Source organism: Nocardia nova NBRC 15556, from assembly GCF_001613005.1.
GTDB lineage: Bacteria > Actinomycetota > Actinomycetes > Mycobacteriales > Mycobacteriaceae > Nocardia > Nocardia nova.
Window position 1 is genome coordinate 1 of sequence record NZ_BDBN01000041.1, and the last position, 23391, is coordinate 23391.

Genomic DNA, 23391 nt, shown 5'->3' on the forward strand with positions numbered 1-23391 from the left:
CCGGCCCCGGGCCCGCAGGCTGCCGCGCCGCAGCCCATGGCCCCGCATCCGGCCGGTCAGCCGCAGAACGGTCAGGGCGCCGGGCAGCCGCAGCGCCAGTGAGCGGGGCATCGGATTCGGTTGCGCCAGTGACGAACTCAGCTCACGTCCCCGCTCACCACGACAGCGCGCCGCCGTCGTTCCGGTCCGGAGATCTACGTGATCCGCGATTGTCGGCGGCGTTGAAAACCCTCGAGCTGACGGTGCGCCGCCGCCTCGACGGCGTCCTGCACGGCGATCATCTCGGCCTGATCCCCGGCCCCGGGTCGGAGCCCGGGGACGCGCGGATGTATCAGCCGGGTGACGATGTGCGCCAGATGGATTGGTCGGTCACCGCGCGCACCACCCATCCGCACGTGCGGCAGATGATCGCCGACCGGGAGCTCGAGACCTGGCTGGTGGTCGACCTGTCGGCCAGTCTGGACTTCGGCACCGCGCTGTGCCAGAAGCGCGATCTGGTAGTCGCGGCGGCCGCCGCGGTGACGCATCTGACCAGTGGCGGCGGTAACCGGATCGGCGCGGTCGTCGCCAACGGCGAACGGCTGTACCGGATTCCGGCCCGCACCGGCCGGGTGCACGCCCAGTCGCTGCTGCGCAGCATCGCCACCACCCCCCATGCGAGCGACGGCGTGCGCGGCGATCTGCGCGGCGCCATCGAGTCGCTGCGCCGGCCGCAGCGCAAACGCGGTCTGGCCGTTGTCATTTCGGACTTCCTCGGCGAGATCGACTGGCAGCGTTCGCTGCGCGCGATCTCCGGCCGTCACGATCTGCTCGGTGTGGAGATCCTGGATCCGCTGGATCTGGATCTGCCCGACGTCGGTGACGTGGTGCTCCACGATCCCGAAACCGGCCGCACCCGCGAATTCACCGTCACTCCCACCCTGCGCGCCGATTTCGGACGTGCTGCCCAGCAGCATCGCGAACAGGTCGAGGCGGCGCTGCGCAGCTGCGGCGCGCCGGTGATGACGCTGCGCACCGATCGTGACTGGATCGCCGACGTGGTCCGTTTCGTGTCCACTCGGCGCCACACCTTCGGCGCCCCGACCGGGCGGGTTCCCCGACAGTGAGTATTTCGCATTTCACGTCCGCGATCTGGCTGGCGTTCCTCATCGTCGTCGTCGCGATCGCGCTGCTCTACGTGCTCGTCCAGCGGCGTCGCAAACGGCACATGCTGCGGTTCTCCAATATGGAGACCCTCGAACGCGTGGCGCCCAAACGTCCCAGTAACTGGCGGCATGCGCCGGTGGCGCTGATGCTGGTGGGCCTGGCCCTGCTGACGGTCGCCGCGGCGGGTCCGCAGGCGGCCAAGAAGGTGCCGCGCAACCGGGCCACGGTCATGCTGGTGATCGACGTGTCGCTGTCGATGGAGGCCACCGATGTGCCGCCGTCGCGGATCCAGGTCGCGAAGAAGGCCGCGACCGATTTCGTGGACGGTCTCACGCCGGGCATCAACCTGGGCTTGGTGACCTTCGCCGGTACCGCGTCGGTTCAGGTCTCCCCGACGACCAACCGGGAGGCGATGAAGGCGGCGATCAACAATATGAAGCTCGCCGAACGGACCGCCACCGGTGAGGGCATCTTCAGCGCCCTGCAGGCCATCGATACGCTCGCCTCGGTCCTGGGCGGGGCGCAGACGCCGCCCCCGGCGCGGATCGTGCTGATGTCGGACGGCAAGCAGACCGTGCCCGACGACAAGGACGTCGACAATCCCCGCCACGGCTTCGTCGCGGCGCGGGTCGCCAAACAGAAGGGCGTCCCGGTCTCGACCATCTCCTTCGGCACCACGTGGGGTTCGGTCGAGATCCCGGATCAGGACGGCAAGGGCTCCCAGCGCGTCCGGGTACCGGTCGACGACGACTCCTTGCGCGAGATCGCCAAGATCTCCGGCGGAGACTTCTACACCGCCTCCACGCTGGAAGAACTCAGCGCCGTCTACGACACCCTGGACAAGCAGATCGGCTACGAGATGCAGATGGGTGATGCCAGCCGGCCGTGGTTGCTGCTGGGTCTGCTGCTGACCGCTGCGGGTGTGGTGAGCGGTTTGGTCTATCGTCAACGCCTGCCATAAACGGGTACCGCGCAACCCGGCCACGACAGTCGAACTCGAACAGATAGGTTGACATTCATGTCGAACTTCACTTCCCGATCGGTCCTGGTGACCGGTGGCAACCGCGGTATCGGTCTCGCGGTGGCCCAGCGGCTGGCCGCCGACGGGCACAAGGTTGCCGTCACCCATCGTGGATCGGGCGCGCCGGAAGGTCTTCTGGGCGTGAAATGCGATGTGACGGACTCGGATTCGATCGATTCGGCCTTCAGCGAGATCGAGGCCAAGCAGGGCGCGGTCGAGGTGCTGGTGGCCAACGCCGGCATCGTCGACAACACCCTGCTCATGCGGATGAGCGAGGAGCAGTTCACCCGGGTCATCGACGCCAACCTCACCGGCGCGTGGCGCTGCGCCAAGCGCGCCAACCGGGCGATGCTGCGGGCCCGCTTCGGCCGCATCATCTTCCTGGGCTCGGTCGTGGGCCAGATGGGCGGCCCCGGCCAGGTGAACTACGCGGCGGCCAAGGCCGGACTGGTCGGCATGGCGCGCGCGATCACCCGCGAGATCGGCTCACGCAACATCACCGCCAATGTGGTGGCGCCCGGTTTCATCGACACCGATATGACTCGGGAAGAGATGACCGAGGACATGCGCGAGATGGCGCTGAAGGTCATTCCCGCGGGCCGCATCGGCCAGCCCGAGGAAGTCGCGGCGGCGATCAGCTTCCTGGCCTCCGACGACGCGTCCTACATCAGCGGTGCGATCCTGCCGGTCGACGGCGGCATGGGCATGGGCCACTGAGCCAGCGGCCCCGAGCCTGTCGACTTCCCATCCGAGTTTCCCCGAGGAGAATTCACCACCCATGAGCGGAATCCTGGACGGTAAAACCGTCCTGATCACCGGCATCATCACCGATTCGTCGATCGCCTTCCACGCCGCCAAGGTGGCTCAGGAGCAGGGCGCGAAGGTGATCATCACCGGTATCCCCGAGCGGCTGCGCCTGATCGACCGCATCGCCAAGCGCCTGCCCCAGGAAATCGCGCCCGCGATCGGCCTCGACGTCACCAACGAGGAGGACCTGGCCGGTCTCGCCGACAAGGTGCGCGAACTCGCGCCCGAAGGCATCGACGGCGTGCTGCACTCCATCGCCTTCGCCCCGCGCACCCTGATGGGCCCCGACGCGCTGCCGTTCCTCGACGGGCCGGGCGCCGACGCCGCCAAGGCGTTCGAGATCTCCGCGTGGAGCTACGCATCGCTGGCGCGCGCGGTGCTGCCCGCGATGAACGAGGGCGGCTCGATCGTGGGCATGGACTTCGACCCGCGCACCGCGATGCCGTTCTACAACTGGATGGGTGTGGCGAAGGCCGCGCTGGAGTCGGTGAACCGCTACGTGGCGCGAGAGGTGGGCGAGGCCAAGCGGGTTCGCTCCAACCTGGTCGCCGCGGGCCCGATCAAAACCCTCGCCGCCAAGGCGATCGCCGGCACCGCCACCGACGATGCCAAGCAGCTGAACATGCTCAACACCTACTGGGACGGTGCCTCGCCGATCGGCTGGGACGTCGACGATCCGACCGTGGTCGCCAAGTCGATCGTCACCCTGCTCTCGGACTGGCTGCCCGGCACCACCGGTTCGATCATCTACGTCGACGGCGGCGCCAGCCACAACACCTGGTTCCCGGAGAACTGGTCCGCCAACTGAGAGCCTGGAGGTAATCAGCCGTGACCGGGACCGTCGACGCACTGCTCCTGCTGTCCTTCGGCGGTCCCGAACGCCCCGAGGACGTGATGCCGTTCCTGGAGAACGTCACTCGGGGCAGGGGCGTACCGCGGGAACGCCTCGACGAGGTGGCCCAGCACTATCTGCACTTCGGTGGCGTCTCGCCGATCAACGCGCTCAACCGCGAGCTGATCGCCGCGATCGAGGCCGAATTCGCCGCACGGGCAGTGGATCTGCCGGTGTACTTCGGAAACCGCAACTGGTATCCGATGGTCGAGGAGACCGTCGCCACCATGCGCGCCGACGGCATCGGCCACGCACTGGTGTTCCCGACCTCGGCGTGGGGCGGCTACTCCGGTTGCCGCCAGTACGACGAGGACATCGAGCGTGCCCGCGCGGCCGTCGACGGGGCGCCGGAACTGACCAAGCTGCGGCAGTACTTCGATCATCCGCTGCTGATCGACTCCTTCGCCGACGCCGTGCGCGCGGCGGTGGCGGACCTGCCGGCCGAAGTGCGCGATCGGGCCCGGCTGGTGTTCACCGCCCATTCGATCCCGGTCGCCGCCGACGTCGCGGCCGGACCGCCCGCCGACGGTGGTCACCTCTACAGCCGCCAGGTCGCCGAGGCGGCCCGATTGTGCGCCGCGGCAACGGGTTTCGACGACTTCGACGTCGTGTGGCAGTCGCGGTCCGGACCGCCGCAGGTGCCGTGGCTGGAGCCCGATATCGTCGATCATCTGGAAGCGCTGTCCGGCAAGGGTGTCGAGGCCGTCGTGGTGTGCCCGGTCGGATTCGTCTCCGATCACCTCGAGGTCGTCTGGGACCTGGACAACGAGGCCGCCGAGAAGGCCGCCGAACTCGGTATGGCTTTCGCCCGCGCCGCCACCCCCGGCCCGGACCCACGCTTCGCCCGGATGGTCGCCGAACTGGTCGGCGAACATCTCGACGGGAACGAGCCACGGCGCTTGGGCGCGGTGCCCGGGTACGGTTGCACCCGTAACGGGGCGATCTGCGCACCCGGATGCTGTGAACCCGTGCGTCGCCGAAAGTAACCGCCGCCGATCGGGTATGCCCTCGGTATGAACGTGCGAAAGGTGGCGGTGGGGCGATGACGCGGTTCTTCCTCTTCGGTCTGCTCACGGTGGCGGTGGTCGTCCTGGGCGTGATCGCGGCGATCGGTTCGTGGGCCTGGTGGATACTCGCCGTCGCAGCGGGATCGCTCGTTCTGGTCGGCGCCTACGATCTGGCGCAGCGCCGGCATTCGATCCTGCGCAACTATCCCTTGCTGGGGCATATGCGCTACCTGCTCGAAAGTATCCGGCCCGAACTGCAGCAGTACTTCATCGAGCGGAATTTCGACGGCCGCCCCTTCGACCGCGACGTGCGGACAATGATCTACGAGCGCGCCAAGGGAATTCACGGCGAACTGTCCTACGGCACCGAGCGCGATATCGAAGCGGTCGGATACGAATTCCTCGTCCATTCGGTGGCCGCGCTTCCCGAGCCGGAGCAGGCCCCGCGCGTGCTGATCGGCGGCCCGGACTGCCGGCAACCCTATGCCATGTCGCTGCTGAACGTCTCGGCGATGAGTTTCGGCGCACTGTCGGGGAATGCGCTGCGCGCGTTGAACATCGGCGCCGCCCGCGGCGGTTTCGCCCACGACACCGGTGAGGGCGGGCTGACTCCGTTCCATCTGGAGGGCGGTGCGGATCTGGTGTGGGAGATCGGATCGGCGTACTTCGGCACCCGCACCCGCGACGGTCGCTTCGATCCGGACCAGTTCGCCGAGAAGGCCGGCTACGAACAGGTGAAGGCGATCTCGGTGAAATTGAGCCAGGGCGCGAAACCTGGACTCGGCGGGGTGCTGCCGGCCGCGAAGGTGAGCGAGGAGATCGCCCGCTATCGCGGGGTGCCGGCACACGAGAAATGTGTCAGCCCGCCTTCGCATTCGGAATTCCACACCCCGCGCGAATTGATTCGCTTCCTCGTCCGCCTGCGTGAACTGTCCGGCGGCAAGCCCGTCGGGTTCAAGCTGTGCGTCGGTTCGCGCACGGATGTCCTCGCGATCTGCAAGGCGATGATCGCCGAGGGCACCGCACCCGATTTCATCGTCGTCGACGGCGCCGAAGGCGGTACGGCGGCCGCGCCGCTGGAATACGAGGACCATGTCGGCCTGCCGCTGACCGACGGTCTGATGACCGTGCACAACGCACTCGTCGGAACCGGTCTGCGGGACCGGATCCGGCTGGGCGCCAGCGGAAAGGTGGCCACCGGCACCGATATCGTCAAGCGATTGGTGCAGGGCGCGGACTTCACCAATGCCGCGCGGGCGATGATGATGGCGGTCGGATGCATCCAGTCCCAGCGTTGCCACACCAATCAGTGCCCGGTCGGCGTCGCGACCCAGGATCCGCGGCGAGCGCGTGCCCTCGACGTCGCCGACAAGGCCGAGCGGGTGCAGCGATATCAGGAGGCCACGGTGCGCCAGGCGATGCAGATGATGGCCTCGATGGGTGTGCACGACCCCGCCGAACTGGATACCCATATGCTGCGGAAGAAGGTGGCGCCCAACGAGATCCGGTCGTACGCCGAACTGTACGAATGGCTGGCGCCCGGGGAGCTGCTCGTCCATCCGCCGGCGAGCTGGCGCGCCGATTGGGAGGCCGCCGACCCGGATTCGTTCCGTCCGGTCGCGCCGGCCCAGCCGGTCCGGGCGCGGTGATCAGAAGTCGAGGGCGGGCACCCGCGCGTACACACCGGGAAATCCGGGTTCGGCCGAACCCTTACCCCACGAGGTGACGCCGGCGACCTTGCCGTCGATCAACAGTGGTCCGCCGCTGTCGAATTCAGCGGTGTCGGCGGCGGGGGAGCCCGCGCACAGCGCCTCGCCCGGATCGAATTCGGCGCCGTAGGCGACCGCGCAGGCCGCATCGGACACCAGCGGCACCGTCGCCGCTCGCAGCACGCTGTTGGACTGGTCGTCCTCGGAGGTGGCGCCCCAGCCGACCACCGTCGCCGTAGCTCCCTGTGGCGCCGCGACGGCCACGGTCGGCAGGGCGACCGGTGCGCTGAGCACCAGGACGGCGACACCGTGGTGATAGCTCAGATCCGTGCCGAACAGCGAGACCCGGAAAGCCGGGTCGATCCGGACATCGGCGATTCCGACGGTGACCCCGCCGTGCCCGGCGACATCGGTGCGGCCGAAGGTCACCGTCGTCCCCGGCAGCATGTGGGCCAGGGCGCCGCAGTGCGCGGCGGTGAGTACCCGGTCCGGGGCGATCAGGGCACCGGCGCAGAACTGACCGCCCGGCCTCGTCGCATAGGCGGGCGTGCCGATGGCCGCGAGCCACGGATAGTCGGCGGCGCTGACCGGGACACCGCCGACCACGGCCTGCGCCGCCGTCGTCGGCACCAGAGCGCAGGCGAGCGCGGCGGCGACGGCGCCCGCCGCCCGGCGCGGGGAAATCTTCATGACCACCTCGATGCTGTATGACCTGCCCGCCGAAAGTTCTACCGTACGACCATGACGAGGTGGAGCGAATTCGCCGAGGGGGAGACGGTGGTGCGCAAGCTCTGAGCTCGTCTGGCCGGTCGCCGACGTTTCGCGCGGTAACTGGCCTGCGATCAGCTAATTCACCGCTATTGTGCGGAGGTGGACATCGCGCTGGAGTGGGACCAGCATCCGGGAACGGGTTTGCGGCTGGCCGCCGAACTGGCGGGCCGCACCGGGTTGCCCCTGCTCGAAGATATGTCCGTCGCCGACGGCACCGCCGATCTGCTGGGCGTGATCGCGGCCCGCGGTGGCGGTGAGCTGCTGGGCTGGGCGGAATTGCGCGATGCCGGGCTGGGCGAGGCGTGGGTGCAGGCGGTGTCCGCGCAGCGCCTCGTGCATTCGCTGCATCTGGGCCGCGCCGACGAGTCCGAACCGCAGGCGGCGGAAACCGAGATGGTCTGCCGCCTGACCGCCGAGGCCGTGCGCCGGGCCACCGCCGGCGGATACCGGGTGTTGCGCTGGCAGGGCACCGATATCGGGCCCTCGGGCCGGGCGGCCGTCGAACTGGGAGCGCGGCGGGTCGACGAATACGCGCGGCTGTGGGAGCTGGATCTCACCCGGCCGCCCGCACCGGACACCACCGCGCCCCTGCGGCGGCTGGTGCACACCCTCGCCGAATCGGCCGACCCGCCGGGCCGGGTGCTGCTCACGACCGTGCTCTCGGCCCGCTCGGCGACGGAACCGATCACCACGATCACGACCTTCGCCGGTGGCGCCGAGGCCTACATCAGCGCCGAGGAGGGGTTCGCCCACCGCGAGGCCGACGCCGATCTGCTGACCGCGGCGTTCGGTGCGGTCGTGGCCGAATTGCGGGCCGTCATGCCCGATATCACCGTGCTGCGGGTGTTCGAATTCGACGACGAGGCGCTGCGCGCGGCCCTGGCCCGGATCGGCATGCGAGTCTGCGGGCGCTACAACGACTACGAACTGAACCTGCCCGGGCCGCGCACCGGCGAGGCCGCGACCTAACGCGGGCCGGCCGCCGCGTTCACCGCGGCCAGACGGGCCGCGCGCAGGGCGTTCCACAGCGGTCGCAGCAGTGTCTCCTGGGCCTGTACAGCGCTCGCCGAACTGGGAGAGGACGGGGCCGTCTGCTGGGCCACGGTGAGGATCGCGGCCACATGGTCGGCCGAATCGAGGATGCGGCGAGCCCGCAGCGGCGCCGAGTCGGGGTAGATGTGGCGCGAGCAGGCGGCCAATTCGGCCTCGATCAATTCGCGCGGATCGTCGTCGCCGCCGATCGCGGTGGTGTGCAACCGCATCAGGGCTTCCGCGGCCTCGCGCACCGCCTCGCGCATCGCGTATTCGGCCTCGCCGAGCGCCATATCCGGTGCCGGGACCGGAACCGGGGTGTGGAAGACCGTCCACTGCAGCGATTCCTCGTCGGTCCACTGCGGCACCAGCGCCACACCCTCGCCGCCGGGTACGCCGGCGATCACGCCCTCCTCGGCATCCATTGCCGCCGTGGCGAATTCGGTGCCCGCCGGCAATCCGCGCGCATCGCCCGGCACGGGCAGCACCAGCCGCATCCGGGCCCCCGGCTCGGCCATCGCCTCGCGAATGACCTTGAGCAGGACCATGATTCCGGTGCCGGCCTCCAACGGCTCGGCCGAGGGCCACGGCAGTCCCGTCCGTCCGCCGGTCAGCGGGTCACCGGCGGCGACACTGTGCTGCGGAGACCAGGCGCGCAACGCGTCCAGCACGTCGTCGGGCGCGCTGCGGCCCGCCAGCCACGAGCCCGCCCACACCGTCAGCGTGGCACTGGGAGAACACATGGTTCGAGGATAGTGGTGCCGCGGCAATCCCGTGGGCACTGGTGCAGCTATCGTGCGCGTCGGGGTTGCCGCGGCGGGCAGCCTCAATCCCGCGAAAAGGCAGCGGCGGCAGCCATTTCGAGGTCGAGATACGGCTTACCACTCACATCCTCGACGACCTGGTGCATGACTCCGCCGGTGAACGGGAAGGGCGCGTGGTAGCGCGGCGATACCGACTGGCCGCCGTCGCGACCGACCCGGACGCCCTCGCCGACGCCGGAGAACACGGTCGGCTGGGTCCGCATATCGTCGAGCGAACCCACCGGGTTCTCGTCGATGTAGAGGACCGCCTCCCCGGTCGGGGTGAAATTGTCCGGCCGCGTGCCCTTCCGTTCGTAGCGCATGCCCAGGATGTGGTCACCGAGCGGCACCGGGCGGTCGGAGACCATCACCTGTTCCTCCTCGCCGAGGAAGTTGTAGACGTAGTACAGATGTCCGTCCTGCAGGAACAGCGTGTGACCGCCGAGGCGCCCGCCGTGGGCGAACAGCACGCCCTCGGCGCCGGGACTGGTGATGGTCGTCTCGGCGAGCAAGGCGAAGGACCGGCCGCGAATCTCCAGCGCGGCCCCCGGCCCCACCTCGGCGATGCCGGGATAGTAGACGGCGGTGTCCCGGGTCTTGGCGTACGTCGGCCGGTCGCGCAGCATCACCGACACGATGTCGAGATCGTAGAGCGGCAGACCGTTGTACTTCTCGGCCTCGGCGAACCACAGCGCCTTCAATTCCTCCAGCTTCTCGGGATGCGTGCCGGCCAGGTCGTGCATCTGGCTGCGGTCCTCTTCGATATGGAACAGCTCCCACCGGTCGCTGTCGAAATGCCCCCAGCCCGAGGGGCACGCCGCGTGCACCGCGTCGGCGAACCATCCCCGGTGCCAGATGCCGCGGGTGCCGAGCATCGAATAGAACTGGGTGTGCTTGCCGGAGTCGGCGTTCGGATCGTCGAGCAGGGCCCGGAAGCTGACCCCTTCCAGCGGGCGCTGCGCCACGTTCTTCACAGTGTCCGGGGGCGTGATGCCGAGCAGGTCGTAGACCGTCGGGGTGATATCGCAGACGTTGAGGTAGTGGTGGCGCAGTTCGCCGCGGGCGGCGATTCCGGCCGGCCAGGAGAGCAGACAGGCGTCGGCGATGCCGCCCTCGTGAGAGGCGTACCGTTTGTACAGCTTGTACGGGGTGTTGAAGGCCATCGCCCACCCGATGCTGTAGTGGTTGTAGGTGGTCGGCGACCCCAACTCGTCGAGTTTGGCCAGGCTGTCCTCGATCGTGTCGACATAGCCGTTGAAGAATTTCATCTCGTTGGCCGACCCGTTCGGACCGCCCTCACCGCTGGCGCCGTTGTCGGAAAAGGCGACGATGATCGTATTGTCCAGCTGCCCGCTCTCCTCGAGATAATCGAGAACCCGCCCGATCTGGGCATCGGTGTAGGACAGGAAGCCGGCGAATACCTCCGCCTGGCGACGGAACAGTCGTTTCTCGTCCTCCGACAGCGAATCCCATGCGCGCACCGTGTCCTGCAGCGGCCAGGGCTCGCCGTTGCTCCCGGTGGCGTCCGCGTACGGGTTCATCGGAGACAGTTCGGTGTCCTCCGGGATCAATCCCATGCGCTTCTGGTTGTCCAGCACGATCTCGCGGTACTTCTCGTATCCCATGTCGAATCGGCCGCGGTACTTGTCGGCCCATTCCCGCGGCACATGATGGGGCGCGTGACCGCACCCGGGACACAGGTACATGAACCACGGTTTGTCCGGTGCGATGACCTTGGTGTCGCGAATGAACTCGATCGACTTGTCGGCCAGATCTTTCGACAGGTGATATCCGTCCTCCGGCGAGTACGGCGGCGTGACCGGGTGATTGTCGTAGACCAGGTTGGGATACCACTGGTCGGCCTCGCCGCCGAGGAATCCGTAGAACCGCTCGAATCCGCGCCCCAGCGGCCAATGACGTTTCGACGCCGCCAGGTTGTTTTCCTCGAGCGGAGTCATATGCCATTTGCCGACCGCGTAGGTATTCCATCCGCGCTCGGTGAGGACCTCCGAACACAGGGCGGTGTCGTCGGGAATCCGGCCGCTCATACTCGGAAAACCGTCGGTGAACTCCTCGATGGTCGCCATTCCGACGGATGTCGGATTCCTACCGGTGAGCAGCGAAGCGCGCGTCGGGGAGCACAGCGCGGTCGTGTGGAACTGGGTGAATTGGATTCCGTGGTCGGCGATTCGCTGCATATTCGGCATCTCGACCAGCCCGCCGTAGCAATCCCAGGTGGCGATTCCGATGTCGTCCCAGACCAGATACAGCACATTGGGCGCGCCGCGGGGTGCGGTCGGTTCCGCGAACGGCTTCCAGTCGGCGACGGAATCACGAATGTCGAGCGCGATATGTCCTTCGAATTTCTCGGCCACCATCCACCTCCGGACGGAGAGTCATCGGATCACTGTCGATCCGGTCCGGGGCCGCCCCCGCACGTGTCCATCCGTGGGTCGTCGGGGCGCGGCCTCGATGCCTGCTGGATACTCTCGAACTCGTACGAACGGCCGAGAGTCGATAGGGACTGCCGTGCGACGGCCACTCGTCCGGTTCGCGAAAGGCGTCCGGATATGGCTGGTCACACCCTGTGCGCCCATAAATGGTACCGGGCGGAGGGGTGCCGGAGGTGGGTAAAAGGAGAAAGAGGCGGCACGGACACCGGCCGCCCCGATCAGGCTTGATGGACGGTCCGGCCGCGCCCGAACATCCTGCCCAGACCCCGCTTGGGTGCGGCGGGCTGCGTGCCACCGACCGGCTCGGAGGCGGTGTGCGGTGCGTCCGCGGTAGGGGCGGGGCCGTAGTAGATGGGAGCGTCGCGGCGGGTGCCGTCGAGTTCCCGGCGGGCGGCGCTCGCACGGCGGGCGTTGCGGCGGGTGCCGGCCAGCAGCAGGCTCAGCCCCACCATGCCGACCGCGCCGACGATGATGCCGTAGAGGAACAGCGTCCCGGTGGAGCCGGTGAAGTGATAGCCGAAGGCCGTGAAATTGCCGTTCACCGCATGGCTTGCGCCGGTGTTGACGACGACACCGACGACGCCGGCTACCACTGCGGCGATGAGAATGACGAGCCCGAGAATGACGATCATGGCGATTCCTTTCCTGCGATCGGAATGCCGCGCGGGATTCGCCCCAAACCTCGGCGAGATTCCGGATATCACCGGTGGCCGGATCGTCGGCGGTGCGGCGGACGCGGCTATTGCCGGTAGGTGGAGAGGAACCGGCCGATCCGCTCGATGATGGCCTCCAGTTCGTCGGCGTGCGGCAGGGTGGTGATCCGGAAATGGTCGGGAGTGGGCCAGTTGAAGCCGGTGCCCTGCACGATGTGCAGCTTTTCCTGCAGCAGGAGATCGAGCACGAATTGTTCGTCGTCGTGAATGGCGTAGACGCGCGAATCGATGCGCGGGAACGCGTACAGGGCGCCCTTGGGTTTCACGCAGGTGATGCCCGGGATGGCGGTGAGCGCCTCCCAGGCGCGGTCGCGCTGTTCGCGCAGGCGCCCGCCCGGCAGCGTCAGGTCGTGAATGCTCTGGTGCCCGCCGAGCGCGGCCTGAATCGCTTGCTGGGCAGGGACATTCGCGCACAGCCGCAGCCCCGCGAGCATGGTGAGGCCCTCGAGGTAGTTCTCCGCGTGGCCGGTGGGACCGGAGACGACGAGCCAGCCGCCGCGCAGGCCCGCGCAGCGATAGGCCTTGGACAGGCCCGAGAAGGTCAGGCACAGCAGGTCGGGCGCCAGCGCGGCGATCGAGGTGTGGGTGAGGCCGTCGTAGTAGATCTTGTCGTAGATCTCGTCGGCGAAGACCACCAGATTGTGGCGGCGGGCGATGTCGAGGATCTCCCGCAGCACCTCGGGCGGGTAGACGGCGCCGGTGGGATTGTTCGGGTTGATGAGCACGAGGGCGCGGGTGCGGTCGGTGATCTTGGCCGAGATGTCGGACGCATCCGGATACCAGTCGGCGCCCTCGTCGCAGATGTAGTGCACCGGCCGGCCGCCGTTGAGTGTCGTCGCCGCCGTCCACAGCGGGAAATCCGGTGCGGGAACGAGCACTTCGTCACCGTTTTCCAGAAGCGCCGTGAGCGCCATCATGATCAGCTCGGAGACACCGTTACCGAGAAAGACGTCCTCGACGTCGAGGTCGGGGACGCCGAGGGTCTGGTAGTACTGCACCACCGCGCGCCGCGCGGGCAAGAGACCTTTCGAGGACGAGTAGCCGGTCGAGGCGGGCAGGGTGCGGACGATGTCCTGCAGGATCTCCGCGGGCGCCTCGAAGCCGAACGGCAACGGGTTGCCGGTGTTGAGTTTGACGACGTGATGGCCCTCGGCTTCCAGTCGCGCGGCCTGCTCGGCGACCGGGCCGCGAATCTCGTACGAGACTCCCATCAGTTTGCTGGACTGGTTGACCTGCATGAACATCCCCTTCCGGCGTGTAGGCCGCCTACTGTACTTGGTTATTCCAAGTTTTCGCTTGGAATTTCCAAGTGTTGAGATAGGCTGAGGATGTGCCACGCCGAACCTATGACCACTACTGCCCGGTCAGCCGCGCGCTCGAAGTCGTCGGGGACCGCTGGAATCTGCTGGTGGTTCGCGAATTGTGCTCGGGGCCACGGCGATACAGCGATCTGTTCGCCGACCTTCCGGGCATCAGCACCGATATTCTGGCGGCCCGGCTGAAGGATCTGGAACGCGACGGCATACTCACCCATCGCAAGGTGGGGTCGCGATCGGCGGCTGCCGTCTACGAGCTCACACCCGCCGGCGCGGCGCTGCGGCCTGTGCTGCAAGCGCTGTCGGAATGGGGGGCGCCGCTGCTGGGGGAGCGGCGTGCCACCGACGCGGTGCGCGCACACTGGTTCGCGCTGCCGCTGGGACGCGCGGTCGCCGAGGTCGTGCCCGCCGGCACGGTCACGGTTCATATCGGCGACACGGCACTGCACTACGTCATCGGCGCCGCCGGCATCAGCCATCACGAGGGCCCCGCACCCGCCGCCGACCACGAATTCCGGCTGGATATGGCGGAGGCGACCGAGATCGCCACCGGCGCACGACGTTTCGCCGACGTCGTGAGTGAGCCGGGGCGCGGGGAGCGCTCGTAAGGCCGGGTCTCTGCCTACCGCTCGAGTTCGGCGGTGACGAGGGCTTGCACGGCCTTCTTGTCGACCTTGCCCAGCCCCGTCAACGGCAGCGCTTCGACCACGATGACGTGTTTCGGAACTTGTACGGAACCCTTGCGGCGCTTGACATCCTGCTGGATGTCGTCGATCGCCGCGGCCACCGCCTCGGAATCGGCGGCGGTGGCCGGGTCGAAGACGACCGCCGCCGTCACGGCCTCGCCCCAGCGGGGATCGGCGACGCCGACGACGGCAACGCCCTGAACGCGGGCATCGGCGGCGATGACGTCCTCCACCTCTCGGGGAAAGACGTTGAAGCCGCCGGTGACGATCATGTCCTTGCTGCGGCCGACGATATGCCAGAAGCCGTCGGGATCCTCGCGAGCCAGATCCCCGGTGTGCAGCCAGCCGTCGCGGAAGGTTTCCGCGGTGACGTCCGGGAGATTCAGGTACCCGCCGGCCAACAGTGGCCCGGAGACACAGATCTCGCCGACCTCGCCCGGGGCCACGCGCTGTCCGTCCGTGCCGATCAGCCCGGTGCGCAGCGCCGCCGACGGGCGGCCGCAGGAGCTGAGCCGAGCCTCGTCGTGCTCGTCCTTGGCCAGATAGCTGATCACCATCGGCGCTTCGGACTGGCCGTAGTACTGGGCGAAGATGGGGCCGAATCGCGCGATGGCCTGCGTCAAGCGTTTCGGATCGATCGAGGAGGCGCCGTAGTAGATCGTCTCCAGCGAGGACAGATCGCGCGAGTCGATATCGGGATGATCGAGCAGTGCGTACAGCATCGACGGCACCAGCATGGTCGCCGAGATGCGGTGTTCCTCGATGGCGCGCAGCACCTCACCCGCGTCGAATCGCGGAAGAACCACGCATTGCCCGCCCTGCAGCACCACCGGCAGGAAGAACGCGGCGCCCGCGTGCGACAGCGGCGTGCAGATCAGGAATCGCGGGCGCTGCGGCCATTCCCATTCCGAGAGCTGGATCTGGGTCATGGTCGCCATGGTCCCGGCGGTGCCGATGACGCCCTTGGGCTTGCCGGTGGTGCCGCCGGTGTAGCTGATCGAGACGACGAAATCCGGTGGGATGTCGACCGCTTCGATCGGTTCCGGAGTGTATTGCGCTGCGGCGGAGATCAAGTCGACGCCGACGTCGGCCAGTTCCTCCGGTACCGGGCCGAGGACGAGGATGCGCTTCAGTTCGGGCACTCGGTCGGCCAGTTCGCGGGCGCGCCGGACGAACGCCGGCTGCGGATCGATGACGAGATTCGTGATCCCGGCGTCGGTCAGCACGTGCACATGGTCGTCGAGCCCGCCCATCGGATGCAGTGCGGTGCGCCGATGTCCGGCGATCTGGCCGGCGCCCAGAATGAACAGCACCTCGGGACGGTTGAGGGCGAGCAGCGCGCTCGGGGTGCCGAGCCCGACCTCGTGGGCGGCGAACGCGGCGATGTAGCGGCTGATGGCGTCGATGACGTCGGCGCCGGTGAGGACGGTGTCGCCGAGTGTCATGACCGGGTCGCGCCGATGACGCCGCAGTCCGGCGAGCAGGGCGTGCCCGTTATGGGTCGGCAGCCGCAGCAGGGTCGCGGGATCGATTGTACTGGTGTGTGTTTCGGGCATCTGTGCTCCTGGTGGTGATGTCGTCCGGGGTCAGGAGGTCTTGTGCGGCACCGCGGTCACCAGACCGCCGTCCACGACGAACTCCGAGCCCGTCGCGTACGAGGATTCGTCACTCGCGAGGAACAGCACGAAGGTCGCCACCTCCTCGGGCTGTGCCGGGCGGCCCAGCGGAATCGTCACCAGATCGTCGGGGATGGCGGCGGTCATGGGTGTGCGGATCAGCCCGGGGTGCAGCGAATTCACGCGAATGTTGTGCGGCGCCAACTCCAGTGCGGCCGACTTGGCCAGGCCGCGCACACCCCACTTGGAGGCGACATAGCCGTGTGCCCACGGCGCGCCGCGCAGTCCTTCGATCGAGGAGACGTTGACGATGGATCCGCCGCCGGCGGCGATCATCGGATCGACCACGGCCTGCATGCCGAGAAACGTTCCGGTCAGGTTCACATCGAGGATGCGGCGCCACTGTTCCAGTTCGAATTTGCGCAGCGAGTTGCCGTTGACGATGCCCGCGTTGTTGACCAGCAGGTCGAGCTTGCCGAATTCGCCGACCGCCGTGGACACCGCCGTCGCCCAGTTCTCGGGTTCGGTCACGTCGAGGTGCACGAAACGCGCGGCATCGCCGAGTTCGCCGGCCAGAGCGGCGCCTTCGTCGTCGAGAATGTCCCCGATCACGACCTTCGCGCCTTCGGCGACGAGCAGTCGCGCATGGGCCGCACCCATACCGCGCGAGCCCCCGCTGATGAGTGCAATTTTGCCGTCTACACGTCCCATGCCGGTGACGCTACCATGCAAACTGGAACATGTTCTAGACACTGTTCCAGGGCTCTGACCGTGGCGTGCGCCGGGAATCCGGTGTCCGCCGCCGAATAATCGTAGTACTGCCCAGACAGATGTCCGGCGGTGGCTCGCGTGATCGTCCGACGGTGTTGCGGCGACGCCGACCCCGACCGCGCGGCGCTGGGCCGCAGCGACCCGAGGAGAAATGAATGCCTATCCGTGTCGTGCACATCGGCACCGGCAACGTCGGCCGGCTCGCACTGGCCGGCCTGATCGACGACCCGCGCTTCGAACTGGTCGGCGTGTGCGTCTCGACGAAGGAGAAGGTCGGCAAGGATGCCGGCGAACTGGCCGGGCTGCACGTCACCACCGGTGTCCGCGCCACCGGCGACCTGGCGGAGTTACTCGCCTTGCGCCCGGACTGCGCGGTCTACTGCGCGATGGGCGATACCCGGCTGCTGGAAGCCCTCGAGGACTGCCGCCGCATCCTCGCCGCCGGCGTCGATATCGTCGGGTCGGCCCCAGGACTGCTGCAATATCCGTGGAAGGTGCTGCCGGACAAGTTCTTCGCCCCGCTAGAGGAGGCCGCGCGCGAGGGGGAAGCGAGCATCTTCATCACCGGTATCGATCCCGGTTTCGCCAACGATCTGATCCCGCTCGCCTTCGCCGGCGCCTGCCGCGACATCGAACAGGTGCGGTGTTCGGAGATCGCCGATTACGCCACCTATGACGGCGCGACGGTCATGTTCGACGTCATGGGATTCGGTAAACCCCTCGACGAGGTGCCGATGCTGCTGCAGTCCGGCGTGCTGGGCATGGCCTGGGGCACGACGATCCGGCAACTGGAGGCGGGGCTGGGCATCACCGTCGACGAGATCACCGAATCCTACGAACGGGAACCGGCGCCGGAGAGCTTCGACATCGCGGCCGGGCATGTGCCCGAAGGGTCGGTCGCGGCAATACATTTCGAGATCCGCGGACTGGTGAAGGGCCGCCCGGTCATCGTCATCGAGCACACCACCCGGCTGCGGAGCGATCTGCGTCCCGATTGGCCGCAGCCGGCGCAGCCGGGCGGGTCCTATCGGGTCGAGATCGTGGGCGAGCCCTCCTATACCGTCGACATCTGTCCCACCAGCCGCCACGGCGACCACAATCACGCGGCGATCGTCGCCGCCGCGTGCCGGATCGTCAATGCCATCCCCGCTGTGGTCGCTGCCCCCGCCGGAATCCGCACCGCGTTGGACCTGCCGCTGATCGCCGGAAGCGTGGTGTCGGAGTGACTTCGGGACCGATTCTCGTCACCGGCGCTTTCGGACTCGTCGGCACCGCGCTGGTGCGCGCCCTCGCGGCGGAGGGGGTGCGGGTGGTCGCGACCGACCTCGACATCCCGGCCAACCGCCGCGCCGCGCGCAAGTCCGCCGGTGCCGGTGCCGGGGTCGAGGTGCGGTGGGCCGATCTGACTGTGCCACACCAGGTTCGCGACCTGCTGCGATCGGTGCGCCCCCGCGCGATCGTCCACCTCGCCGCGATCATCCCGCCGGTCTGTTACCGGCGCCGGGGCCTCGCCCGTGCGGTCAACGTCGATGCCACGGCGACGCTGCTCGATGCCGCGGCCGAGCTCACCGCGCCGCCGCGGTTCGTCCTCGCGTCGAGTATCGCGGTCTACGGTTCGCGCAACCCGCATCGGTCCGGCGAATTGCTCACGCCCGACACCCCGGTGCGGCCGGCCGATCTGTACGGCGCGCACAAGGCGGAAGCCGAGCAGCTGGTGCGGTCGTCGGGGCTGGAGTGGGTGATCCTGCGGCTCGGCGGCGTGCTCACCATCGAGCCGATGCTCGGCCTGCACGCCGACATGCTCGCCTTCGAGGCGGCGCTGCCCGCCGACGGACGGATCAACACGGTCGATGTGCGCGATGTGGCCGCCGCGTTCACGGCCGCGACCGTCACGCCGTCCGTGCGCGAGGTCTTCCTCATCGGCGGCGACGCGTCACATCGGTTGCGCCAGAGCGATATCGGCGCATCGATCGCCGCCGCCTCCGGATTACCGGGGGCCATTCCACGCGGGCTGGACGGGAACCCGGACAGCGATGCGGACTGGTTCGCGACGGACTGGATGGATACCGGCCGCTCGCAGGAAGTGTTGCGCTTCCAGCATCACTCGTTTCCGGACATGCTCGCCGAAATCCGCAGCAGAACAGGCCGAATGCGGCTTCTCACCCGTCCGTTCGCACCGGTGATGCGATGGTATCTCGGCCGCCTGTCGCCGTACCGCGACGGCGCGCACACATTCGCCGACCCATGGGGCGCGATCCGCGCCAGGCTGGGCGACCCGCAGCCGGATCGCCCCTGACTCACCGATGCCCGCACGCGATGCGGATCCGGCCGCATGTCATCGATAGACGATCCGAGTCGCGACATGTTCGACCGAGCACACACCGCTGTGCAGTGAGTAGCCCATGCTCGGCCCGGCCACCGGACACCAGGCCGCGCGGGCGCGATAGGAGAGTGGGCGAATCAGCTGGCAACGCCGCCGATTTCGGCGGCGGAGGTGCGCGCGAAATCGATGCGACGGCGGGCATTGGAAAGGGTGCTGATGACGCTGGTGCCTACCGGGCCCGTGCGGTCGTAGAGCGTGGCGACGCCGATGGCGATACCGGCCGTGGCGATCGAATTGTCGGCGCGTACCCCGAGTTCGTGTCCGCGGGGCAACCGGGAAAGATTCACCGTCACATCGGCATTGATGTAGCCGGCGCCGTCCGAACCCCAGTGGCAGACGTGATTGGTGCCGTCGCCGAGGATCGCGGCGCGCTGAAAAGGGGTGATCGCTTCGCCCGCGACCAGAGGTGGCAGGCTGTGCCACGCGATCTTGCGGTCGGAATTCTGGTTCGCGGCGAAATCTCCGGTCCACTCGCGGTCGCCGCTCTTGAACAGCGGCGGCGATCCCTCCGGTGAAGTGCATCCGTACGGCGGCATCGGTAACTCCTCCTCGGAATGCCACACCTCGCCCGGCGGCTCGTCACCGGTGGCCAGGAAGACGGCCGTCGCCCGGGCGCGCTCTCGCCCGTCCTGCCGTAGCGAGACGTCGGCGAGGGAAATCCGGGTGCCCCGGCGAACCACGGTACTGCTCAGCTCGACGGCGGCGTTCGCCACGGGCTGGTACAGGTCGGCAGTGAACCGGACCGGGACGAACCCGTCGGGGCAGTGTACTTCCAATTCCCGGGCCAGCAGCCCGCATACGCCGGTTCCCGCCAGCCCCGTCGGCGTCCAGGGGCTGACCGCCAGCGGCTGAGCCACGAGTCGGCCGCCGTCTTCACGAAAGAAGCTCACCATCGATCTCCGATTCCCCTCCGGTCCGTTCGCTGGAAAGTCCAGTCCTGGAACACGTTACAGCTGGCACGTCCGGAACGGCGCGATCCGCGCGGTTGTCGGCGATGGGTCCACGGCAGCCCGGACATCTCAGCCGGTGGGCGTGATCCGCAGCAGGGCCACGCCGTGTGCGGGGATGTCCGGAGCGACGATACGGCCGTCGGTCACCGTGGTCGTCGTGGTCCAGATGTCGTGCACCGTGTACGAATATGCCTGGGCGAGACCGGTTTCGGCGGCGGTGGTCGCGAGCGTGAGCGGCTGGTCGCCGGGGTTGACCAGCGCCACGGCGACCGAACCGTCGGCCAGCGGTTTGGTGAGGATTCGGTGATCGCGGCGCAGCGGTGCCGCGGGCGCCACCCGAGGGTCCTGGTCGATGGCGATCACACCGGCATCGGTGAGCAGCTCGCGCGTGGGCTCGCTCATCGTGCGGACATCGTTTCCCGCGATGAACGGGGCGGACAGCATCGCCCACAACGACAGATGCGCCTGCTCCTCGGCGGGTGACAGGGTGTGTGTATCGCGCAGCATCGCCAGCGTGTCCGGAGATATCCCCAACCGCCGAGCCAGATAGGCGGTCTCGGCGGCGGTGAGTGCCGAGCGGCGCACGGCGGTTCCGGGCAGACCGTCCAGATGGGCTCCGAGGAATTGCGACATCGACAGTCCGGAGACGAGCATGTCGGGGTCGGGCCAGTATCCCGGACGGCTGGGCCGGGCCTGCAGGGCGGCCTGCGCCTCATCGGCGACACCGCGGACCGACGTGGTGTCGAATCCGCCGATATCGGGCTCGGGAAAGGTGTTGCGCCACATCGGGATGAGATCGTCGGTGCTGCGGGCCGCATTCGCCACGCCCGACCAGTCGTAGTCGACGCCCGCGCGGGCGTCCGCCGAGCTGTTCGGGTTGATCATGTAGACGATGCCGCGTCCGGTCGATCGCAGCGCGTCGCGCATCCGGGCGAAATCGCGAACCTGCTCGTCGTGGTTCGCATCGGTCCGGCACCAATCGTATTTGAGCAGGTCGACACCCCACTGTGCGAATCGCCGCGCATCCTGCAGTTCGTGGCCGCGACTCGCGGTAGCGGGGGACTGCCCGCAGATCTCGTCGAACGGACTGGCGTACAGACCCAGATACATACCGTGTTCGTGGGCGTAGCCGGCCACCGCCGCGATGCCGTGCGGGAACCGGATCGGGTCCGCCGCGAGATCACCCGACGAATCCCGTTGCGGCGCAGCCCAGCCCGCGTCCAGATCGACGTAGCGATAGCCGGCGTCACGCATACCGTTCGACACCATCGCGTCGATCGTCTCCCGCACCGACTGCTCGGTCAGCGCGATTCCGGAATCCCAGGAATTCCACCCCATCGGGGGAGTCGCCCGCACGGCGGCCGGCTCGAACAACGGCGGACGCACCGCGCTCCCGGACATCGCCGCACCCGCCGCGACGAGACCCGCCGCGAGGACCGCGAGCCTGATCGCATCGGCGCGCCTCAACCGAGATACTGCGCGTACCAGTCGGTCACGCGCTGCCAGGCGGCGGCGGCCGCGGTGGGCTGGTAGTTCGCGCCGGTGTCGTTGAAGAACGCGTGATTGGCGTTGTCGGCGACGAAGATCTCGTGCGGCACGCCGGCACGGTTCAACGCCGCCTCGGCCGCGGGCCGGGTGGCGTCGACACGCTTGTCGAGTGCGCCGTACACCGCGAGAACCGCCGTCGCCGTGGTGATGTCGTCGTCACCGGGGTACGGACCGTAGAAGGGCGTGGCCGCGGCCAGTTCCCGGGTGCCGTGGGTGAGCAACAGCCAGGTGAGGCCGCCGCCGAAGCAGAAACCCGTGGCGCCCAGCTTCTTTCCCGGCACCCGGCGTCCCAGCTCCGCCACACCGGCTTGCAGATCCGCGATGAAACGGTCCTGCGGTGCCTTGCCGAGTGCCGCGGTGGCGGCGGCCGGGTCGGTGAAGGTGGTGGTGCCGCCCTCTTCGGAGAGCAGATCCACCGCGAGCGCGGAATAGCCGATTCCGGCGAAACGCCCTGCGACGGAACGGATGTGGTCGGTGAGGCCCTTGTTCTCGTGGATCACCAGGACGCCGCCGCGAGGTTGCGCCGCGGCGGCCCAGGCGGCCTGCAGGGTGCGGCCGTCGGGGCCGGGAAAGGTGATCGCGGTGGTGGGCTGAACCGCGGTCGCGGTTCCCGGTGGTGGGGCCGAGCTTGCCGGTGCGGTGGGCTTCGTCGTCCCCGCCGGGGTGCCGGAGCGCTGCGCGCACGCGGCCAGCAGCGCCACCGCGGCCGGGGTGCCTAGCCCGAGCAGGCTCAGCCGTCGCAGCGCCTCCCGGCGGCTGAGCAGGCCCTCGGCGTGGTCGGTACCGATCTCCTCTGCGATGTAGCGCTGCAGCGGCGTCATACCGGCCAGCGTAACCACGCAACCTGTGGATCGGCATGCGTACGGCGAACCGGCGTCCTCACTCCGGTTCGGTGACGAAGTCGATGAGCTGTTCCACCGCGCCCAGCAGCGGCGCCTCCAGATCGCGGAAGCTGTCGACGGCGTTGTAGACCCGCCGCCAGCCCTCCGACGGGGTACCCCAGCCGAGGCGGCGGCAGACACCGGTCTTCCAGTCCTCACCGCGCGGCACCTGCGGCCAGGCCTCGATACCGAGGGCCTGTGGACGCACCGCCTGCCAGATATCGATGTAGGGATGACCCGTCACCAGGACGTGGGGACCGAGGCCGGTGGTCAGATTCGTCTCCTTGGACCCCGTGACCAGGTGATCGACCAGTACCCCGACCCGGCGGCCGGGCTCCGGGCCGAAGTCGGTCAGACGCTCGGCGAGATGGTCGAGTCCTTCCAGATGCTCCACGACCACGCCCTCCACGCGCAGATCGTGCCCCCACACGCGTTCCACCAGCGCCGCGTCGTGGACGCCCTCGACCCAGATCCGGCTGGCGCGCGCGACGCGGGCGCGCAGCCCCTCCACCCGCGTCGAACCCGAGGCGGAGCGGGTGGGCGCGGCCGGCGCGGCCGCTGTCGGACGAACCAGCGTCACCGGCCGGCCGTCGATGAGGAACGCCGCCTCCCGCAAGGCGAACAACCGGACCCTTCCACCACGGTCCTCGAGTTTGACGAAGTCGCCGTCGTAGGTGCGCTCGAAACCGACCACGGCGCCGCAGAATCCGCTGGCCGCGTCCTCGGCGACGAGATCGCGTTCGGCGACGACCTGCGGTACCGCGCGCTTGCGGGTTCGAGCATGTCCGGAATAGATGTCACCGTAGTCGCGCGCACTCACCCGGCCGAAACTACCTGTTTCCCTTGCCGTTCGGCGGGAGGCGAGACCACGAGCGGCGGTGCGGTC

At 68.4% G+C, this 23391-nt stretch carries 21 protein-coding genes; 10 read left to right on the plus strand and 11 right to left on the minus strand.

Annotated elements, in window-relative coordinates; all coding sequences use genetic code 11:
* Positions 1-128: 128 nt before the first annotated feature.
* The 6 genes from NN2_RS17605 to NN2_RS17630 all read left to right on the plus strand — a co-directional run bounded on the left by NN2_RS17605 (position 129) and on the right by NN2_RS17630 (position 6522).
* Entirely contained in the window at positions 129-1106 is a 978-nt protein-coding gene (locus tag NN2_RS17605) for a DUF58 domain-containing protein (RefSeq protein WP_063015014.1), read from the plus strand.
* Positions 1103-2107 (plus strand): VWA domain-containing protein, encoded by a 1005-nt coding sequence (locus tag NN2_RS17610; RefSeq protein WP_030514530.1) that lies wholly within the window; start codon positions 1103-1105, stop codon positions 2105-2107. The genes NN2_RS17605 and NN2_RS17610 overlap by 4 nt, the downstream gene beginning before the upstream one ends.
* A 57-nt stretch (positions 2108-2164) precedes the next feature.
* On the plus strand, positions 2165-2884 hold the full coding sequence (fabG1, locus tag NN2_RS17615; RefSeq protein ID WP_063015016.1) for a 3-oxoacyl-ACP reductase FabG1: 720 nt from the start codon (positions 2165-2167) through the stop codon (positions 2882-2884).
* Positions 2885-2945: 61 nt separating this feature from the next.
* Positions 2946-3782, plus strand: coding sequence for an NADH-dependent enoyl-ACP reductase InhA (gene inhA, locus NN2_RS17620; protein WP_030514528.1), 837 nt, complete (start codon positions 2946-2948; stop codon positions 3780-3782).
* 20 nt (positions 3783-3802) lie between these two features.
* The gene (locus NN2_RS17625) at positions 3803-4852 is read left to right on the plus strand and encodes a ferrochelatase (protein ID WP_063015017.1); all 1050 of its coding nucleotides are present in this window, start codon (positions 3803-3805) and stop codon (positions 4850-4852) included.
* 56 nt (positions 4853-4908) lie between these two features.
* On the plus strand, positions 4909-6522 hold the full coding sequence (locus tag NN2_RS17630; protein WP_063015019.1) for an FMN-binding glutamate synthase family protein: 1614 nt from the start codon (positions 4909-4911) through the stop codon (positions 6520-6522).
* Here NN2_RS17630 and NN2_RS17635 read toward each other — a convergent pair whose 3' ends face one another.
* On the minus strand, positions 6523-7272 hold the full coding sequence (locus tag NN2_RS17635) for a S1 family peptidase (RefSeq protein WP_063015021.1): 750 nt from the start codon (positions 7270-7272) through the stop codon (positions 6523-6525). It abuts the gene before it with no gap.
* Between the two features lie 180 nt (positions 7273-7452).
* Here NN2_RS17635 and NN2_RS17640 point away from each other — a divergent pair, with 180 nt between their 5' ends.
* Complete coding sequence (locus NN2_RS17640) at positions 7453-8322, plus strand: hypothetical protein (protein ID WP_063015023.1); 870 nt, start codon at positions 7453-7455, stop codon at positions 8320-8322.
* On the opposite strand, the gene NN2_RS17645 is transcribed toward NN2_RS17640, so the two are convergent.
* From NN2_RS17645 to NN2_RS17660, 4 genes are all read right to left on the minus strand, one after another.
* A complete protein-coding gene (locus NN2_RS17645; protein ID WP_063015025.1) occupies positions 8319-9128 on the minus strand; it encodes an Rv1486c family protein in 810 nt (269 codons plus the stop codon). The two genes, NN2_RS17640 and NN2_RS17645, sit on opposite strands and share 4 nt — an antisense overlap.
* An 83-nt stretch (positions 9129-9211) precedes the next feature.
* Positions 9212-11566, minus strand: a complete 2355-nt coding sequence (locus NN2_RS17650; protein ID WP_063015027.1) for an arylsulfatase — start codon at positions 11564-11566, stop codon at positions 9212-9214.
* Positions 11567-11859: 293 nt separating this feature from the next.
* Positions 11860-12273 carry a hypothetical protein gene (locus NN2_RS17655; protein ID WP_063015029.1) on the minus strand — a complete coding sequence of 138 codons (414 nt, stop codon included), beginning with the start codon at positions 12271-12273 and terminating at the stop codon, positions 11860-11862.
* Between the two features lie 107 nt (positions 12274-12380).
* Positions 12381-13592, minus strand: coding sequence for a pyridoxal phosphate-dependent aminotransferase (locus NN2_RS17660; RefSeq protein WP_063015106.1), 1212 nt, complete (start codon positions 13590-13592; stop codon positions 12381-12383).
* Between the two features lie 92 nt (positions 13593-13684).
* Between NN2_RS17660 and NN2_RS17665 the strand changes: the two genes are divergently transcribed.
* On the plus strand, positions 13685-14278 hold the full coding sequence (locus NN2_RS17665; protein ID WP_063015031.1) for a winged helix-turn-helix transcriptional regulator: 594 nt from the start codon (positions 13685-13687) through the stop codon (positions 14276-14278).
* A 14-nt stretch (positions 14279-14292) separates the two neighbouring features.
* Here NN2_RS17665 and fadD8 read toward each other — a convergent pair whose 3' ends face one another.
* Positions 14293-15912 carry a fatty-acid--CoA ligase FadD8 gene (fadD8, locus tag NN2_RS17670; protein WP_063015033.1) on the minus strand — a complete coding sequence of 540 codons (1620 nt, stop codon included), beginning with the start codon at positions 15910-15912 and terminating at the stop codon, positions 14293-14295.
* A gap of 30 nt (positions 15913-15942) precedes the next feature.
* Positions 15943-16683 (minus strand): glucose 1-dehydrogenase, encoded by a 741-nt coding sequence (locus NN2_RS17675; RefSeq protein WP_063015035.1) that lies wholly within the window; start codon positions 16681-16683, stop codon positions 15943-15945.
* A 215-nt stretch (positions 16684-16898) separates the two neighbouring features.
* On the opposite strand from NN2_RS17675, the gene NN2_RS17680 reads away from it, so the two are divergent.
* A complete protein-coding gene (locus NN2_RS17680) occupies positions 16899-17969 on the plus strand; it encodes an NAD(P)H-dependent amine dehydrogenase family protein (protein ID WP_063015037.1) in 1071 nt (356 codons plus the stop codon).
* Positions 17966-19039 carry an NAD-dependent epimerase/dehydratase family protein gene (locus NN2_RS17685; protein WP_082857060.1) on the plus strand — a complete coding sequence of 358 codons (1074 nt, stop codon included), beginning with the start codon at positions 17966-17968 and terminating at the stop codon, positions 19037-19039. Before NN2_RS17680 ends, NN2_RS17685 begins: the two co-directional genes overlap by 4 nt.
* 164 nt (positions 19040-19203) lie before the next feature.
* Here NN2_RS17685 and NN2_RS17690 read toward each other — a convergent pair whose 3' ends face one another.
* The 4 genes from NN2_RS17690 to NN2_RS17705 form a co-directional block, all read right to left on the minus strand.
* The gene (locus NN2_RS17690) at positions 19204-20019 is read right to left on the minus strand and encodes an acyl-CoA thioesterase domain-containing protein (protein WP_063015039.1); all 816 of its coding nucleotides are present in this window, start codon (positions 20017-20019) and stop codon (positions 19204-19206) included.
* 126 nt (positions 20020-20145) lie between these two features.
* Positions 20146-21543: a glycoside hydrolase family 27 protein gene (locus NN2_RS17695; protein WP_156511363.1), complete on the minus strand. Its 1398-nt coding sequence runs from the start codon at positions 21541-21543 to the stop codon at positions 20146-20148.
* Complete coding sequence (locus NN2_RS17700; protein WP_063015041.1) at positions 21540-22445, minus strand: dienelactone hydrolase family protein; 906 nt, start codon at positions 22443-22445, stop codon at positions 21540-21542. The genes NN2_RS17695 and NN2_RS17700 overlap by 4 nt, the downstream gene beginning before the upstream one ends.
* Positions 22446-22503: 58 nt before the next feature.
* Positions 22504-23325, minus strand: coding sequence for a DUF3097 domain-containing protein (locus NN2_RS17705; protein WP_063015043.1), 822 nt, complete (start codon positions 23323-23325; stop codon positions 22504-22506).
* Between the last annotated feature and the right edge of the window lie 66 nt (positions 23326-23391).

What these genes read in the sequence shown, in the direction of transcription:
- fabG1 (WP_063015016.1), top strand. Translation starts at nt 2,165, where the DNA reads ATGTCGAACTTCACTTCCCGATCGGTCCTGGTGACCGGTGGCAACCGC.
- NN2_RS17635 (WP_063015021.1), bottom strand. Translation starts at nt 7,272, where the DNA reads ATGAAGATTTCCCCGCGCCGGGCGGCGGGCGCCGTCGCCGCCGCGCTC.
- NN2_RS17655 (WP_063015029.1), bottom strand. Translation starts at nt 12,273, where the DNA reads ATGATCGTCATTCTCGGGCTCGTCATTCTCATCGCCGCAGTGGTAGCC.
- NN2_RS17630 (WP_063015019.1), top strand. Translation starts at nt 4,909, where the DNA reads ATGACGCGGTTCTTCCTCTTCGGTCTGCTCACGGTGGCGGTGGTCGTC.
- NN2_RS17675 (WP_063015035.1), bottom strand. Translation starts at nt 16,683, where the DNA reads ATGGGACGTGTAGACGGCAAAATTGCACTCATCAGCGGGGGCTCGCGC.
- NN2_RS17700 (WP_063015041.1), bottom strand. Translation starts at nt 22,445, where the DNA reads ATGACGCCGCTGCAGCGCTACATCGCAGAGGAGATCGGTACCGACCAC.
- fadD8 (WP_063015033.1), bottom strand. Translation starts at nt 15,912, where the DNA reads ATGCCCGAAACACACACCAGTACAATCGATCCCGCGACCCTGCTGCGG.
- NN2_RS17690 (WP_063015039.1), bottom strand. Translation starts at nt 20,019, where the DNA reads ATGGTGAGCTTCTTTCGTGAAGACGGCGGCCGACTCGTGGCTCAGCCG.
- inhA (WP_030514528.1), top strand. Translation starts at nt 2,946, where the DNA reads ATGAGCGGAATCCTGGACGGTAAAACCGTCCTGATCACCGGCATCATC.
- NN2_RS17645 (WP_063015025.1), bottom strand. Translation starts at nt 9,128, where the DNA reads ATGTGTTCTCCCAGTGCCACGCTGACGGTGTGGGCGGGCTCGTGGCTG.
- NN2_RS17660 (WP_063015106.1), bottom strand. Translation starts at nt 13,592, where the DNA reads ATGCAGGTCAACCAGTCCAGCAAACTGATGGGAGTCTCGTACGAGATT.
- NN2_RS17650 (WP_063015027.1), bottom strand. Translation starts at nt 11,566, where the DNA reads ATGGTGGCCGAGAAATTCGAAGGACATATCGCGCTCGACATTCGTGAT.
- NN2_RS17680 (WP_063015037.1), top strand. Translation starts at nt 16,899, where the DNA reads ATGCCTATCCGTGTCGTGCACATCGGCACCGGCAACGTCGGCCGGCTC.